Below are 15399 nucleotides of genomic sequence, written 5' to 3'. Positions count from 1 at the left end.
TTATTTTGTAGGCCCTCGCGGCTTAGGCGACCCTTTGGATTCGTCGATCAACCGGCTGTACGCATCCTCCAATCCTTCACGGGTCTGCTTAGGTAGCGCTGGTCGCTTCTCACGCTGGGGCTTCGAAGACGGGTTGGAGGCTGAACCTTGTGGGTGGAGTTCCTCAAAGTTCTTGCGCTCCTCGGCTGTCAGAGCTGCGACGAAAACCTTCTCGCTGACCCGTGCAGCACGATCTTCCTTGGTGAAATTCAAGACGTTCGATTGGACCGGTACGGGGAACGGACAGCGAAGGTCAGGCCTGAATCCGGGTCTACACTTCTGAAGGTTAATGAGGAATAGATCCTCGACGTCGCGCCTATTGCTGGAGTAGGAAACAGAAAGGTATGCCTTGTTGACGTCTTCAATACTGACCGTAGTGCGACGGGCGGCGCGGGCTTCAAGGTAAGCCGCTTTGATCAGATGAGCTGTCAAACGCTTTATACCGAACGTACAGCGGTATAGCTCACGCGCGAGGGCGACAGGATCTGCAGACAGGCGCCCTCCGCTCACCCGAATGCATTCTAGAACATATTCCTCCCAAGCCTTCGAACCGGGAGCGTCGGGCAGCATCACTATAGGCTCGGACAGAAGCCGTTGCTTGTCCTCACTGTTCCTTGTTAGCAATTTGTGACCCAGGCTGTAGTTCGCCACATAAATCATCGGGACCCCAAGCTTGGCCATATTGAGAAGAATATCCGTGACCTGAGCTACACCTTGACCAGTGGTGTGATGCTGCATCTCTTCGAGCATCGTAAGTGATACGCCGTCACGGTTAACCCGACGCCGGCATTCCATTAGCAGCTTCGATATGTTCGCTCTTACACCTACCGCGTCGCCGCCGAGAAAGTCTGCCAGCAGTTGCCTGCCACCAGCCTTACCCTCCGCGCTGGCATACCAGTACGACACTACAGTGTGTGGTTCATGGTAATGGGCGGATGTATAGGGTGCCGGTCCAGGCATCACTTTTGTGAGCGCATTGATGGTCTGGCTCTTCCCAACGCCGGCAAGACCGGTGAGGCATATAGGGAACGCCTCATCCCCAGGGGGGTGATACAGTCGATGCTGATATTGTTGATCGGTGGCGAAATTCTCGACCGAAAAGCTGCGCGCGCGATCAACGCAGTCCTTGATGAAATCCAGAGAAAACTGGTTGGGAAGGAAAATCGTCTTCAAGACCTTAAGCAAACGCTCAGCGGCCAATGCGGGGCTTAATTCCTCAAGACCGGTCACCGGATCAGGCTGCACCGTAACCAAACGCCGGATATCAGCCAGTGTTTCCGGTCCATCAAAGCGCGTGGAAAAGATATTAGTCATGACCTTTCCCCATCAACCGCCGGTGATCAGCGGCGTCGCGCTCGGCCGCTCCGCCCTGCGCAGGACGCCCAAGCTTGCGAGCACCACTGTCCCAAGCTTTGCCTGTTGCTTGAAGAAATCGGGCGTTGCGATCTTGGAGGATCGCTGGCTGCTCCTCACGAAGCTGCGCGTTGCCGCAAAGCCGATTCTCATTGAGCACTTGAAGATCTGACAACGTAATGTCGACGCTGCTGGGGTGGACGCTCGCCGGTTTCACAAAGTCGAGTTCGTATAAGACACCTTCAAGCTCGATCCAAATATGTCTGACGCACATGGTCATTACATAAGCTTTGACAGGTATCTGGCCATTGAGCGCAATCCTGTCAAAAACCTCGGTATCAATTAGCTTCGATGAATTGTACTTTCGGCCATAAAAGAAAACCCCACTTCTTTTGATATGCGCTGGGTGCGGCGTCAGGAATTCTCGAACGGCATAGTCGAAAGTAACCTCCGTTCCCGAATCATAACCAATTCTACTGTAGAACTTATATATATTATCCGGGGTCGGAATGAAGCCTACCTCCAACATCTCAGGCGTCATCCTTTCTTCAGCGTTCGAAGAATGGTTATCGTAAATAACTTGCAAAATATGCCGTTTGCACATTTCCACAAAATTAAGCGAGCTATGAAAATGTGTTGGCTGATCATTATCAGACTTGGTCCGAGGATGTGATGATTCAACCGTCGCTTTCGACTGACCTGAGTGAGTAGGCGTCAACTCAAGCTTGGATAGCCAACTCATCATTTCGTCACGGGCGACTTCTCGTGAACGAATTGGTACGCCCATGGTAGATCCCGGCCCACGGTCGAAGACGATGTTTTGTGGCAGACCAAAAGTTGGCCAGTCCTCTTCTGTGATCGTCAAGCCGAACAACGATGCCAATTTGACTTTGCCAATGGCCGTTGAAAATAGGGCCATCCGATAGGCCTCCATGCTCTCTTTATTTTCGGAGAATCCCAGGGCGACGACCGCTCCAGATAGGCCACACACTCCTCGAACTATACAGGCCGAGTCTAAGGCGGCTCCTTCGAGCAGACCTGATATCTTGCCTTTCGGGTTATAGCCGTCAAACTCAACAAGTTGGTTTACATTGACCAATTGATGAGCAAAGCCTCCAACAAAACCTGACTTTGCCCGAGCCCCGCTGGTACCTCTACGTGCCTTCCTATACGACTTGGCGCTGATTGATTTTCCTAGACAGAAGTCATATTGCCCCCTTGTAGGGAAAGGCTTTGCTTCTGGATGGTAAAACTGGGCTCCCCCTTTTGAGTTTTTCAAAGAAACACACCCAAATTGATGCACAAGCACGTCACCAAATATCTCAGCGTCAGATTTGGTTTTATCATTGTATTTGGTGAACCCTTCCACGATAGAAGCCTGCATTTCGGCCGTAGCAGGAAATCGGGATTTCCGTCCCGACTTAGGAGGCCTGCCCAATACCTTTCCGTCGGCTGACTGCTCCCTTTCGCCCCCCCCACTAAGGTGGAACTTGGGCATCAGCGCCCATTTCGTGCGACCGAACACCAGATAGGCAAAAAACCAGACCCGCAACCGGCCAGCGTTCTGAGGAGGTGACTGATTTTTGGCATGGGCGTTGATGATCGATTCGGGCTTGTCGTCTGAGAGGATCTCCTCAGCACGGTCTATCAAATCCGCTATTGAGAGGTAACGCTTGTTGACCGTTTCATCATAGCTTTTCGTTGGTCTGACTCGACGTCGTTCCAAGTGATCTATCGAAATGCCGCTAATCTCCTGGAGCCAGGGAGGAGTGGCGTCCCTGCCGCATTCCACGAGATTTCCATTAGTGAGCGCGTACTCAAATTCTGGACGGGACAAAGTCATCAATTGGACGGAAGCACCTTCGGCATCAAAAAACACCAGCCGTGCCCGATTCGCCCTGCCGTCACTCGCAAGGAAATAGTATTCGACATCCTTCGTTAGCCCTTTGAATCCTTCAGGTGCTTTCAGCTTGGAGCCAGTGATCATTCGGGCAGTCCGGCATAAAGTGAGCCATATATCTGCAGAACATCCGATGCATCCGTCACCAATGGATGATCGATAAGAATGGGATCAAACAAACTAACTGGTAACTTACGTTCCCATATGTCTTTGTAGATTTTCGTCAGAAAAAGATCACGCCGCCCCCAACGCTTTCCGTACTTTAAGGCAACGGTCGCTACTGGCGCCCCATGACTAACGCAGTCTTCGATTTCGTGTGAGAAGTCCTCAAGAAGATTTGATTCGACACTGATCTCGCGATCATGGTAGCCATACAGAAGATCCAAGTTGCCCACCAGTACTGGATCCAGCATGTCTCTAGAGACCCTCGCAGTCCTGATGCCTGCACTGAGGTAGTACTCCTCTTCTAATGCATGTCGTAAGCGAGCTTTCTCTCGATCTTCTTTCTGTTTCTCCATGCTCTTCAGGTTTCCCCGTGCGACTTCATCAAAATCCAGCGCGCTCAACTTCACTGTCCAGTTAACAGCGTAAGGGGCCGAGCCTTGTGGCTTGAGATAGAGAAGCAGATCGCCCAGGTAGGGGTGGGGAACTCTATGGCGTTCTCCATCACTGTAGGTCAAGACGGCAGTAGCATGTTTGAGCCCAATTTCCTCTGCCACCAATGAGGTTCCTTTCACCGGCAGAAGTTCCAGCCCTGCAGCGAAGGGATGCCCTTGAAGCGGATGAATATCTGGAACTGGGCTGAGCATCTTCTGCTCGTGCAGCTCGAAAACGTCCGGATTATAAAGAGCCAGTTGGGCGAATATCCTTTCAGGTGTAGAAAGGAGGTGAAGTGCTCGGCCAAGTTTTCTGCTATTAAGGCGGCAAACACGAGAGCCCTTGGGCGCCTCACCAGGGACTGCATAAATTCCGGCTGAGTAGTTGTCTCCCCATTTGAAGCGACCTTGTCGACCTACAATGCGGAGTAACGATTTTTGAAGATTCACTTATGTTATCCATCGTCCATTCATTCCATAGCAGGCAGCACATAAAAGTCCTTCCTACAGTGGATGAATAAGTCGTCCAATAGCGCACGGGCACGCCTATGGCTACGCCACGCGCAATTTACTTTTCTCGGAATGAGCGGAGCCGAGCAGGGCTTGACGCCCTACGCGAGGGGATGGACAATGGATTCGTCAGGTGTCGAAAGCTGACTTGTCCTCAGAGGCCCAAGGTCACACTTGGGCCTTTGTCTATCTGGCTCCTGGGTTTTCTATCCAGATTCCATGTTGTTTTCCTCAGGCCTCAGTAATAGGCCGGTAAACTTTCTCGTATTAGCTAGCCGCACTTAGGCTGTTGTCCCTACGTTAATTAGGCAGAATTTTAGCCGATGGTTTGTCGTGCATCTTCGGTTTTCAGCGCTGCCTTTACTAAACGTCACTTAATACCGCATGGTACCGTCGAAAAATGGTAGTTGACAACTAGAATAAACCAGCAAAGTTGCGCCTCCAGAGGCGTATTTCTACTGACATTCCAGTGTTTTCGGTGCTTGGAGGGCCAAAAACCGGCATTCATAGATGCCAAAATATTAAAAATATCGCTGGTAAAAGCCCACGGTTATGTCCCCTGTGGTGTGCGAATAAGCTTCCGTCGTTTTAGATTGAATGGATCCTAATCATGAGGCGCCGACCGCTATAATTTGCCTCTCTGGCCCGGCTTGGAGGCCCCATGAACGCCGCCTCAGGTCAAGAATGGGTGGCTACGCCGTACCCTCGTCTGGACTGGCTGCCCGATGAAACACTGTTCAGTTTGTGCAGCCGGCAGCATCTGGTAATGGGTAACCTAGCCCCTTCGACTACATCCAATGCTGTGTTGGGCCTAACTCAACAATTTATAAAGCATGATATCCCCTGCGGAATAGCGGCATTAGAGCAAACTGGGTTTAAGTACTGTGGGAGCGCAGAGTCAATACTCCTCTATCACACAATATTTCCAATATTTGTTCCATTCCAAAATCAAGTTAAAATTGAAGACGCGATAAGAACCATAAAAGGGAGTCGCATTGACTCACTTAAATATCGACTTGGCCTAATATCAAGTGGGTTTGGAGCTGAGCATCCTTTGAAAGCATGTCCGTATTGTATGCACGAGGATATGAATACCCATGGTGTAGCGTACTGGCATCTCACCCACCAATATCCAGGGGTACTGATTTGTCCGCGCCATCAAGCCTGGCTCATGACATCAACCAAAAGTAGACGTTGGTCGGGTCGGTTTGAGTGGTCGCTGCCTGACGAGGACTTCTTGATTGAACAAGACTCATCCCAGGAACTCTGGTCACGCCCGGCTTTTTTGACCTTGGCGGACAATGTCATCGATCTCGCGTCCGTCGGTCGAATGAGTTCCTTCGATCCTTGCACCGTAGCGGCAACGTATCGAACTGCTGTACTCCAGGGGGACCGGCCTGACTCACTCCTCGACCGCATAAAGCCACTGCGCTGCTTTCATCTGTTTGAATCATTGCCGGCAGACGAGGAAAGCACCGAGTCATTTGTTAATCAGCTGACTCGTACTCCCCGCAGAAGCATTCATCCTCTAAAGCATCTGGTTCTGATTAATTGGCTATTTGATGGCTTACATTCGTTTCTGGAAGCTTACAAAACTGAAGTGGCCATATCATCTCAGAAAGTCGCATGCGCTCCATCGAGACAACCTGTTGAGAGCAGGTCCCTTTCACGCGCCGCGGCTCCGGCCAGAAACACTCCCCGGCCCAAACGACTAAAAGGCCAGCTCAAAGAGGATCTGCTAACAAAACTGGCTAAAGGCGTTTCGAAACAGAAGCTTTGTGAAGAGTTTCAGATCACTGTCTCAACGATCAATAAGCTGTTGCGTGCAAATCCAACGACTTACGCCCTAGCTCTTGAAGCTAAGCACGGCCGCGAGATAGATGAGTACAGAGGGGAGTGGCAACACCTGCATAGTTTGTACCCCGAACTGGGAGTTCAGGCGTTGAGGAGCAAAATGCCTTCTCTCTACGCCTGGCTTTACAGAAATGACAAAGCCTGGCTGATGGCCGAAGTGCATACCTTCACTAAACCTGCTCGGATGAACAATCATCCCGTTGACTGGGAGGCCAGGGATTATCGGTTACTGAGCATGATACAAACAGCGTGTAGGTCGGTCTCTGCCCTGCGACAGGACCCGGTTACAAAGGGCGAGCTGTACGCCATGGTCCCAATGCTCTCGTCGTGCTTGGAAAATCGGGACCGATACGCCATGTCCAGGGCGTACTTGTCCACCGTACTGGGACATATCAGCGTCGACAGATCCCTTCAACTACGAAACAGTAGAGCCAGCCGAACCTCTGCAACCTCGCAACCAGGCTAGAGACACGCAGAAGGTTAAGCGATATGAGTGACATTGCGATCCTAGGATTTGCCTTTTCACGCCCGACAGAGTGCTGGAACTACCCTTACCGCGGCTATGAGCTCAGGCGCCAACAAATATTGAAGCAGGCTATTCACACCCCGGGAAACCACCCATACGTTGAGAAGTGGCTCGTCTCTCCAATACTCGCACTCAACCGACGCAGCCCGTGCAGCCTGTTAGCCAACGCTGATGGTTACCCTGAGGTTCGAAACGTGCTACTAAGGATCGAACACGGCATCTACATGTGATCAGGTCTGGATTCCTTGCGCCGCACCGCTAAGGGGACGGCGCAGAATCTACTGCCGTCGGTAGATACCTGGCGGCGGATACCCGACACGTTTGGGTTGGGGTTGAGGACCTTTCCTCTTTGGTCGCTCAAAATTACAGCAGGGATAACTCACGGGGCGCCAATCCCACCCCCCCCAATTTTCCTTAGCTGGATATGGGCAACACCAAACTCCCACACCTAAGTCGTAAACTTCCTCAACGAAATGTGTTGATTCCTGGCTGCCTGCCTCATATGTCGACCACAAAGACTCAATTGGGCGAAGTTCGTCCCCGTATGCTTTCACATCACTGACAAATTCAGCGAACGTTTCATAAGTTTCGACTATAGCTTGGAAGATAAAATCAGTAGATCGCGTAGGTGGAAGGCGATTTTCAGACCTGCTATTTCTGACGACTCTCAGCCGCCTCTCAAATATATCCCCCAACGACGTGTTACATGCTGAGTTCCAGATTTTATGCTCGAAGGTTTCGTCTAGATGAATTTTTTCTTTCAATACAGCTAGAACCGCTTCCTCTGAAAGGTGATGAGTGAACAACAGAATACTCGTAAAAATTTGAGATTTTTTTAGCTCTAAAGGATCTGTGTTCATCGTCGCAGGGCAGTCTTTTAAATGTCTTCCCTGACAGGTCTTCCACATCCCCCCCAGATCATGGCCGCTATGGGAAAACTGCTTTTCACAGACGGGACAGTGTTTGACCAGCGTTACATTGTGCTCAGCGCAGACCTTTAGGTCAGAGCAGTGGGCACGCCGCCAAAAAGAAAATCCTAAGCGTTTAACATCCTCATCAACGCAAATTGGACAGAATCCCGATAGAACTCTATTTGAATAGAAAAACCTTGACCAAACTAAATATTCTTTGGCTGAGTAGGAAATATCTTGGATATTCTTAAAAACGGCCGTGATCGGATAGTCAGTATGCTTATGAAGCATCATATTCAAGCCGTAACAACCTGCCCATCCCAACAGTTCGGTAATTTTCAATATATCCGTACTTACGGGGCCGTACTTTGGGAACTCTCGAAAAGCCTCCTCGGAGGACTGTTTACCTTTAATAAATAGAGTTCTTTCCACGAAGGAACGCACGGTTTCCTCGGGCTGAATCGCTAGAATCATTTCAGGCTTTTAAACCATGAGCTGCGCCCAGAGCAGGGAGGCGCGGTGAGGAGAGCTGTCGCTGGCAAGCCAACCAGAGGAACCGGTGGACACCAGCGACAGTTTTTATTTAGTTGCGACAGTTTTTATTTCGTAGGACCAGGGGGTTTTTCACCTGTGGATAACTTATTCCACAGTGACCGACTTCGCCAGGTTGCGCGGCTGGTCAACGTCGGTGCCCTTGAGTACGGCAACGTAGTACGACAGCAGTTGCAGCGGGATGGTGTAGAGAATCGGCGACAGGATGTCGTGGATGTGCGGCATGTGCACAACGTGAGTGCCTTCACCGTTGGTCATGCCGGCCTTCTCGTCAGCGAAGACGATCAACTGGCCACCGCGGGCGCGGACTTCCTGAAGGTTGGACTTCAGCTTCTCCAGCAGTTCGTTGTTCGGCGCCACGGTCACCACTGGCATGTCGTTATCCACAAGCGCCAACGGGCCATGTTTCAGCTCGCCAGCCGGATAGGCTTCAGCGTGGATGTAGGAGATTTCCTTGAGCTTGAGTGCCCCTTCCATCGCCACCGGGAACTGCGCGCCACGGCCGAGAAACAGCGTGTGGTGTTTCTCGGCGAACAGCTCGGAGATTTTTTCCACGGTGCCGTCCATGGCCAGCGCCTCGCCCAAACGGGTCGGCAAACGACGCAACTCTTCGACCAACGTCGCTTCGACACCTTTGGCCAAGGTGCCACGAACCTGGCCCAGGGAAAGTGTCAGCAACAGCAGGCCAACCAATTGCGTGGTGAAGGCTTTGGTCGAAGCCACACCGATTTCGCGACCGGCCTGGGTCAACAGGGTCAGATCGGATTCGCGCACCAGGGAGCTGATGCCGACGTTGCAGATCGCAAGGCTGGCCAGGAAGCCCAGTTCCTTGGCGTTGCGCAGCGCGGCCAGGGTGTCGGCGGTTTCGCCGGACTGAGAAATGGTCACGAACAAGGTGTCCGGCTGCACCACCACCTTGCGGTAGCGGAATTCGCTGGCGACTTCGACCTGGCAAGGAATGCCGGCCAACTCTTCGAGCCAGTAACGCGCGACCATGCCGGCGTGGTAACTGGTGCCACACGCGACGATCTGTACGTTACGCACTTTGGCGAACAGTTCGGCAGCCTGTGGGCCGAATGCCTGTACCAGTACCTGGTTCTGGCTCAGGCGACCTTCCAGGGTGCGCTGCACCACGGACGGTTGCTCGTGGATTTCCTTGAGCATGAAGTGGCGGAACTCGCCCTTTTCAGCGGCTTCGGCGCCATCGCGATATTGCACGGCTTCGCGTTCGACGACCTTGCCGTCAACGTCCCAGATCTGCACGCTGTCGCGGCGGATTTCAGCGATATCGCCTTCTTCCAGATACATGAAACGGTCAGTAACCTGACGCAGGGCCAACTGGTCGGACGCCAGGAAGTTTTCCCCCAGGCCCAGGCCGATCACCAGCGGGCTGCCGCTGCGGGCTGCAACCAGGCGATCCGGTTGCTGCGCGCTGATCACTGCCAGGCCGTAAGCACCGTGCAACTCTTTGACGGTCGCCTTGAGGGCGACGGTCAGATCGCGCAGATCCTTGAGTTTGTGGTTCAGCAGGTGGGAGATGACTTCAGTGTCGGTGTCCGAGGTGAACACATAGCCCAAGGCTTTGAGTTGTTCACGCAGGGCTTCGTGGTTTTCGATGATGCCGTTGTGCACCACCGCCAGGTCGCCGGAGAAATGCGGGTGGGCATTACGCTCGCACGGCGCACCGTGGGTGGCCCAGCGCGTGTGGGCAATGCCCAGGCGACCGACCAGCGGCTCGGTGGTCAACGCCTGCTCCAGCTCACTGACCTTGCCCGGACGACGCACGCGCTCGAGTTTTTCATCGTTGGTGTAGACCGCCACGCCAGCGCTGTCATACCCACGGTATTCGAGGCGTTTCAGGCCTTCGACGAGGATGGCGGTGATGTTACGTTCTGCGACTGCGCCGACAATTCCACACATGCTATTTCTCCTGACTGACAGCCGCGCAAATCAAAGTGATGCCGCGGGCCTGAATCTGATCGCGAGCCTCAAGGGGCAGGCGTTCATCGGTAATAATGGTATGGACACTGCTCCATGGCAGCTCCAGGTTTGGAATCTTGCGGCCGATCTTGTCAGCCTCCACCATCACGACTACTTCGCGGGCGACTTCAGCCATGACCCGGCTCAGCCCGAGCAGCTCGTTGAAGGTGGTTGTACCGCGAACCAGATCGATGCCATCAGCGCCGATAAACAGCTGGTCGAAGTCGTAGGAGCGCAGTACCTGCTCGGCAACCTGCCCCTGAAAGGACTCGGAATGCGGGTCCCAGGTGCCACCGGTCATCAACAGCACCGGTTCGTGCTCAAGTTCGCTCAGGGCATTGGCGACATGCAGCGAGTTGGTCATCACCACCAGACCGGGTTGCTGTCCGAGTTCCGGGATCATGGAAGCGGTGGTACTGCCACTGTCGATAATGATGCGCGCATGCTCGCGAATTCGCGCGACGGCGGCGCGGGCGATGGCTTGTTTGTATTTGGAAACCGGCTGACCAATGTCGGCCACCAGTTCCTGAGGCAGGGTGATCGCCCCGCCGTAACGACGCAACAACAGGCCATTGCTTTCAAGTGCCGCCAGATCCTTGCGAATCGTAACTTCCGACGTTTCGAAGCGCTTGGCCAACTCATCCACACTGACTTCGCCCTGCTGATTGAGCAAGGCGAGGATGTTGTGACGACGCTGAGGTGTGTTGCGCTTTGACATGAGCTGGTAAGTTTCGTTTCGAAAGATAGCGGAAGCAATCAAAACCTATCAGCGAAACTTCGTCAAGCACCATGCGATAAAAAGAGCTGTGGATAACCCTGTGTAGGAGCGAGCTCGCTCGCGATGGACTTAAGGGCGCTGCTTTTATTCAGACTGACCTCGTCATCATTGACGTCCATCGCGAGCAAGCTCGCTCCTACAAGGGAGTTGTGGATAACTCAGCCCTTCTTGATCTTCTCCGGCCGCTTCCAGCCGTCGATGTTCTTCTGACGAGCACGCCCGATGGCCAACTGGGATTTATCCACAGTCGAAGTAATGGTCGAGCCAGCCGCCGTGGTCGCACCGGCCAGGATATCCACAGGCGCTACCAACGAGTTGTTGGAACCAATGAACACATCTTCGCCCAACACGGTTTTCCACTTGTTGGCGCCGTCGTAGTTGCAAGTGATGGTGCCGGCACCAATGTTGGTGCGCGCCCCGACTTCGGCATCGCCCAGGTAAGTCAGATGACCGGCCTTGGCACCTTCGCCCAGGTGAGCATTTTTCAACTCGACGAAGTTACCCACATGCGCCCGGGCTTCCAGCACGGTACCTGGACGCAGACGCGCAAACGGGCCGGCATCGCTGCCTTCACCCAGAATGGCACCTTCGATATGACTGTTGGCCTTGATGACCACGCCTTTGCGCAGGGTGCTGTCCTTGATCACGCAGTTCGGGCCGATCACCACGTCATCTTCAATGACCACCTTGCCTTCAAGGATCACGTTGATGTCGATCAGCACGTCGCGCCCGACCGTCACTACGCCACGAACATCGAAACGAGCCGGGTCGCGCAGCGTCACACCTTGAGCCATCAAACGACGACCGGCGCGCAATTGATAATGCCGCTCAAGTTCGGAAAGCTGCTTGCGGTCATTGGCGCCCTGCACTTCCATGGCGTCGTGCGGTTGCTCGGTGGCCACCACCAGACCATCGCTCACTGCCATGGCAATGATGTCGGTCAGGTAGTACTCGCCCTGGGCGTTGTTGTTGGAGAGACGGCTCATCCAGTCGCCGAGCCGGGCAAAAGGCAGCGCCAGAATGCCGGTATTGCCTTCGGTGATCTGGCGTTGGGCTTCATCGGCATCTTTCTGCTCGACAATGGCGGCAACCTTGCCAGCGCCATCACGAACGATGCGGCCGTAACCGGTCGGATCGTCCAGTTCGACGGTCAGCAGTCCCAATTGCTCTGGACCCACCTGCTTGAGCAGGCGCTGCAGTGTTTCGACCTCAATCAACGGCACATCACCGTAGAGCACCAGCACGGTGTCGGACTGAATGAACGGAACGGCTTGAGCAACGGCGTGGCCGGTACCCAACTGTTTATCCTGCAGGACGAAGTTCAGGTCATCCGCCGCCAGGCGTTCGCGCACCGCATCGGCACCATGACCGATCACGACGTGAATGCGCTGTGGATCAAGTTGCCGGGCGCTGTGGATAACATGGCCGAGCATGGAGTTGCCGGCAATCGGGTGCAAAACTTTCGGCAAAGCAGAACGCATACGCGTGCCTTGGCCAGCAGCGAGAATAACGATTTCAAGAGACATGACTGGCTACCAATCCTGGGTGGTCAGCGGCTGCGACCGGGTTGTAAAAATCGGAAAAGAAAAAAGGGTAGCCGAGGCTACCCTTTTTAATCAATCACACAACAAGTGCAGCCTTAGTGGCCGAACTTCTTGCGGATCTGCTGGACGGTGCGCAGCTGAGCTGCAGCCTCGGCCAGACGTGCGGCAGCAGAACCGTAATCGAATTCTGCGCCACGTTCATGCAAGGCCTTCTCGGCTGCCTTAACGGCTTCCTGAGCGGAGGCTTCATCCAGGTCGGCAGCACGTTGCACGGTGTCGGCAAGAACCTTGACCATGTTCGGCTGAACCTCGAGGAAACCACCGGAGATGTAATACACCTCCTCTTCCCCGCCCTGCTTGACCAGGCGGATCGGACCTGGCTTCAGATTAGTGATCAGCGGCGCGTGACCCAGAGCGATACCAAGATCACCCAGTGCACCGTGCGCAATCACCATCTCGACCAGACCGGAAAAGATTTCTCCTTCCGCGCTGACGATATCGCAATGGACTGTCATAGCCATCTGATTGCCTCAACCTAAATTAGCGCCCGTTGCCGGGCGCCGGGATTACAGTTTCTTGGCTTTCTCGATCGCTTCTTCGATGCCGCCAACCATGTAGAACGCTTGTTCTGGCAGGTGGTCGTAGTCACCGTTGAGGATGCCTTTGAAGCCAGCAATGGTGTCTTTCAGGGAAACGTATTTACCCGATGCACCGGTGAAGACTTCAGCCACGAAGAACGGCTGCGACAAGAAGCGCTGGATCTTACGAGCACGGTTTACCAACTGCTTGTCGGCTTCCGACAGCTCGTCCATACCCAGGATCGCAATGATGTCCTTCAGTTCTTTGTAACGCTGCAGAACGTACTGAACGCCGCGAGCGGTGTCGTAGTGGTCCTGGCCGATTACGTTCGGGTCCAGCTGGCGCGAAGTCGAGTCGAGTGGATCGACCGCTGGGTAGATACCCAGGGAAGCGATGTCACGGGACAGAACGACGGTAGCGTCCAAGTGGGCGAAGGTGGTCGCTGGCGATGGGTCGGTCAAGTCATCCGCAGGTACGTATACCGCTTGGATCGAAGTGATCGAACCTTCCTTGGTCGAAGTGATACGTTCTTGCAGAACGCCCATCTCTTCAGCCAGGGTCGGCTGGTAACCTACTGCCGAAGGCATACGGCCCAGCAGTGCGGATACTTCAGTACCGGCCAGGGTGTAACGATAGATGTTGTCGACGAACAGCAGAACGTCGTTACCTTCGTCACGGAACTTCTCGGCCATGGTCAGGCCGGTCAGTGCTACGCGCAGACGGTTACCCGGCGGCTCGTTCATCTGACCGTAAACCAGTGCCACTTTGTCCAGAACGTTGGAGTCCTTCATCTCGTGGTAGAAGTCGTTACCCTCACGAGTACGCTCACCCACACCGGCGAACACGGAATAACCGCTGTGCTCGATGGCGATGTTACGGATCAGTTCCATCATGTTTACGGTTTTGCCTACACCGGCACCACCGAACAGACCGACTTTACCGCCTTTGGCGAACGGGCAAACCAGGTCGATAACCTTGATGCCGGTTTCCAGCAGGTCGTTGCCGCCTGCTTGTTCAGCGAACGAAGGCGCTGGACGGTGAATGCCCCAACGCTCTTCAGTGGCGATAGGGCCAGCTTCGTCGATCGGGTTGCCCAGAACGTCCATGATCCGGCCCAGAGTCGCTTTACCGACCGGTACGGAGATGGCTGCGCCAGAGTCGGTAACTTCCAGACCGCGCTTCAGGCCTTCGGTGGAACCCATCGCAATGGTACGAACCACGCCGTCGCCCAGCTGCTGCTGAACTTCCAGAGTGGTCCCGGCCGCGCTTTGTACTGTCAGCGCGTTGTAGATGCTCGGTACGCTGTCGCGTGGAAATTCCACGTCGATAACGGCGCCGATGATTTGAACGATACGTCCGCTACTCATAGCTGGATCCTCTGAATATTTGAACCGTTAAACCGCGGCAGCGCCGCCGACGATTTCCGAGATCTCTTGGGTGATCGCAGCCTGACGCGCCTTGTTGTAGACCAGCTGCAAATCGCTGATCAAATCACCGGCGTTGTCGGTAGCGTTCTTCATCGCGATCATCCGCGCAGCTTGTTCAGCCGCGTTGTTCTCGACCACCGCCTGGTAGACCTGCGACTCCACGTAACGGACCATCAAGCCGTCGAGCAGCTCCTTGGCATCCGGTTCGTAGAGATAGTCCCAGTGGTGCTTGAGGTCTTGATCCGGGGTTGCCACCAATGGAATCAACTGCTCCACGGTAGGCTGTTGCGTCATGGTGTTGATGAACTTGTTGGACACCACGGACAGGCGGTCAATACGGCCGTCCAGGTAGGCATCCAGCATCACCTTGACGCTGCCGATCAGATCATTGATCGACGGCTCTTCACCCAGGTGGCTGATAGCTGCAACGACGTTACCGCCGAAGTTGCGGAAAAAGGCCGCACCCTTGCTACCAACGACACACAGATCGATCTCGACGCCGTTTTCGCGGTTTACCGCCATGTCCTTGACCAGGGCCTTGAACAGGTTGGTGTTCAAGCCGCCGCACAGACCACGGTCACTGCTCACTACGACATAACCAACACGCTTGATTTCGCGGTCGATCATGAACGGGTGGCGGTATTCCGGGTTGGCGTTGGCCAGATGCCCAATTACCTGGCGGATACGCTCCGCATAAGGACGGCTAGCAGCCATGCGCATTTGTGCCTTGCGCATTTTGCTGACCGCCACTTTTTCCATGGCGCTGGTAATCTTTTGCGTGCTTTTGATGCTCGCAATCTTACTGCGAATCTCTTTTGCGCCTGCCATGTAACACCTATCAGGTTAGCAA

General features: G+C 54.1%; 12 protein-coding genes. 2 read left to right on the top strand and 10 right to left on the bottom strand.

Annotation, left to right across the window (positions count from 1 at the left end):
* From KW840_RS04650 to KW840_RS04640, 3 genes are read right to left on the bottom strand one after another with little or no spacing between them, the layout of a single operon-like run.
* On the bottom strand, positions 1-1353 hold the full coding sequence (locus tag KW840_RS04650; protein ID WP_218494559.1) for a transposase: 1353 nt from the start codon (positions 1351-1353) through the stop codon (positions 1-3).
* Positions 1346-3379: a transposase gene (locus KW840_RS04645; RefSeq protein ID WP_218494558.1), complete on the bottom strand. Its 2034-nt coding sequence runs from the start codon at positions 3377-3379 to the stop codon at positions 1346-1348. The genes KW840_RS04650 and KW840_RS04645 overlap by 8 nt, the downstream gene beginning before the upstream one ends.
* Positions 3376-4338: a hypothetical protein gene (locus KW840_RS04640; protein WP_256353198.1), complete on the bottom strand. Its 963-nt coding sequence runs from the start codon at positions 4336-4338 to the stop codon at positions 3376-3378. The genes KW840_RS04645 and KW840_RS04640 overlap by 4 nt, the downstream gene beginning before the upstream one ends.
* 721 nt (positions 4339-5059) lie before the next feature.
* Here KW840_RS04640 and KW840_RS04635 point away from each other — a divergent pair.
* Both KW840_RS04635 and KW840_RS28915 read left to right on the top strand, forming a co-directional pair.
* Positions 5060-6718 (top strand): TnsD family Tn7-like transposition protein, encoded by a 1659-nt coding sequence (locus KW840_RS04635; RefSeq protein ID WP_218494557.1) that lies wholly within the window; start codon positions 5060-5062, stop codon positions 6716-6718.
* Between the two features lie 23 nt (positions 6719-6741).
* Complete coding sequence (locus KW840_RS28915) at positions 6742-7008, top strand: antitoxin Xre/MbcA/ParS toxin-binding domain-containing protein (protein WP_218494556.1); 267 nt, start codon at positions 6742-6744, stop codon at positions 7006-7008.
* A 48-nt stretch (positions 7009-7056) separates the two neighbouring features.
* On the opposite strand, the gene KW840_RS04625 is transcribed toward KW840_RS28915, so the two are convergent.
* From KW840_RS04625 to atpG, 7 genes are all read right to left on the bottom strand, one after another.
* The gene (locus KW840_RS04625) at positions 7057-8163 is read right to left on the bottom strand and encodes a TniQ family protein (RefSeq protein WP_218494555.1); all 1107 of its coding nucleotides are present in this window, start codon (positions 8161-8163) and stop codon (positions 7057-7059) included.
* 165 nt (positions 8164-8328) lie between these two features.
* Positions 8329-10161 (bottom strand): glutamine--fructose-6-phosphate transaminase (isomerizing), encoded by a 1833-nt coding sequence (glmS, locus tag KW840_RS04620; RefSeq protein WP_218494554.1) that lies wholly within the window; start codon positions 10159-10161, stop codon positions 8329-8331.
* Between the two features lies 1 nt (position 10162).
* Positions 10163-10939: a DeoR family transcriptional regulator gene (locus KW840_RS04615; RefSeq protein WP_057712664.1), complete on the bottom strand. Its 777-nt coding sequence runs from the start codon at positions 10937-10939 to the stop codon at positions 10163-10165.
* Positions 10940-11157: 218 nt separating this feature from the next.
* The gene (gene glmU / locus KW840_RS04610) at positions 11158-12525 is read right to left on the bottom strand and encodes a bifunctional UDP-N-acetylglucosamine diphosphorylase/glucosamine-1-phosphate N-acetyltransferase GlmU (protein ID WP_218494553.1); all 1368 of its coding nucleotides are present in this window, start codon (positions 12523-12525) and stop codon (positions 11158-11160) included.
* Positions 12526-12638: 113 nt separating this feature from the next.
* A complete protein-coding gene (locus KW840_RS04605) occupies positions 12639-13064 on the bottom strand; it encodes a F0F1 ATP synthase subunit epsilon (RefSeq protein ID WP_007969909.1) in 426 nt (141 codons plus the stop codon).
* Between the two features lie 45 nt (positions 13065-13109).
* Entirely contained in the window at positions 13110-14489 is a 1380-nt protein-coding gene (gene atpD, locus KW840_RS04600; protein ID WP_008002330.1) for a F0F1 ATP synthase subunit beta, read from the bottom strand.
* 27 nt (positions 14490-14516) lie between these two features.
* Entirely contained in the window at positions 14517-15377 is an 861-nt protein-coding gene (gene atpG / locus KW840_RS04595; protein ID WP_008045673.1) for a F0F1 ATP synthase subunit gamma, read from the bottom strand.
* Positions 15378-15399 lie beyond the last annotated feature (22 nt).

It is taken from the genome of Pseudomonas sp. PDM30 (assembly GCF_019218985.1).
In the GTDB taxonomy this organism is placed as follows: Bacteria; Pseudomonadota; Gammaproteobacteria; order Pseudomonadales; family Pseudomonadaceae; genus Aquipseudomonas; species Aquipseudomonas jessenii.
This window is presented reverse-complemented; position numbering and strand designations above follow the sequence as displayed.

Excerpts from the sequence above, each read along its gene's own strand:
- KW840_RS04650 (WP_218494559.1), bottom strand. The coding sequence starts at position 1,353 with ATGACTAATATCTTTTCCACGCGCTTTGATGGACCGGAAACACTGGCT.
- KW840_RS04645 (WP_218494558.1), bottom strand. The coding sequence starts at position 3,379 with ATGATCACTGGCTCCAAGCTGAAAGCACCTGAAGGATTCAAAGGGCTA.
- KW840_RS04635 (WP_218494557.1), top strand. The coding sequence starts at position 5,060 with ATGAACGCCGCCTCAGGTCAAGAATGGGTGGCTACGCCGTACCCTCGT.
- KW840_RS28915 (WP_218494556.1), top strand. The coding sequence starts at position 6,742 with ATGAGTGACATTGCGATCCTAGGATTTGCCTTTTCACGCCCGACAGAG.
- KW840_RS04625 (WP_218494555.1), bottom strand. The coding sequence starts at position 8,163 with ATGATTCTAGCGATTCAGCCCGAGGAAACCGTGCGTTCCTTCGTGGAA.
- glmS (WP_218494554.1), bottom strand. The coding sequence starts at position 10,161 with ATGTGTGGAATTGTCGGCGCAGTCGCAGAACGTAACATCACCGCCATC.
- KW840_RS04615 (WP_057712664.1), bottom strand. The coding sequence starts at position 10,939 with ATGTCAAAGCGCAACACACCTCAGCGTCGTCACAACATCCTCGCCTTG.
- glmU (WP_218494553.1), bottom strand. The coding sequence starts at position 12,525 with ATGTCTCTTGAAATCGTTATTCTCGCTGCTGGCCAAGGCACGCGTATG.
- KW840_RS04605 (WP_007969909.1), bottom strand. The coding sequence starts at position 13,064 with ATGGCTATGACAGTCCATTGCGATATCGTCAGCGCGGAAGGAGAAATC.
- atpD (WP_008002330.1), bottom strand. The coding sequence starts at position 14,489 with ATGAGTAGCGGACGTATCGTTCAAATCATCGGCGCCGTTATCGACGTG.
- atpG (WP_008045673.1), bottom strand. The coding sequence starts at position 15,377 with ATGGCAGGCGCAAAAGAGATTCGCAGTAAGATTGCGAGCATCAAAAGC.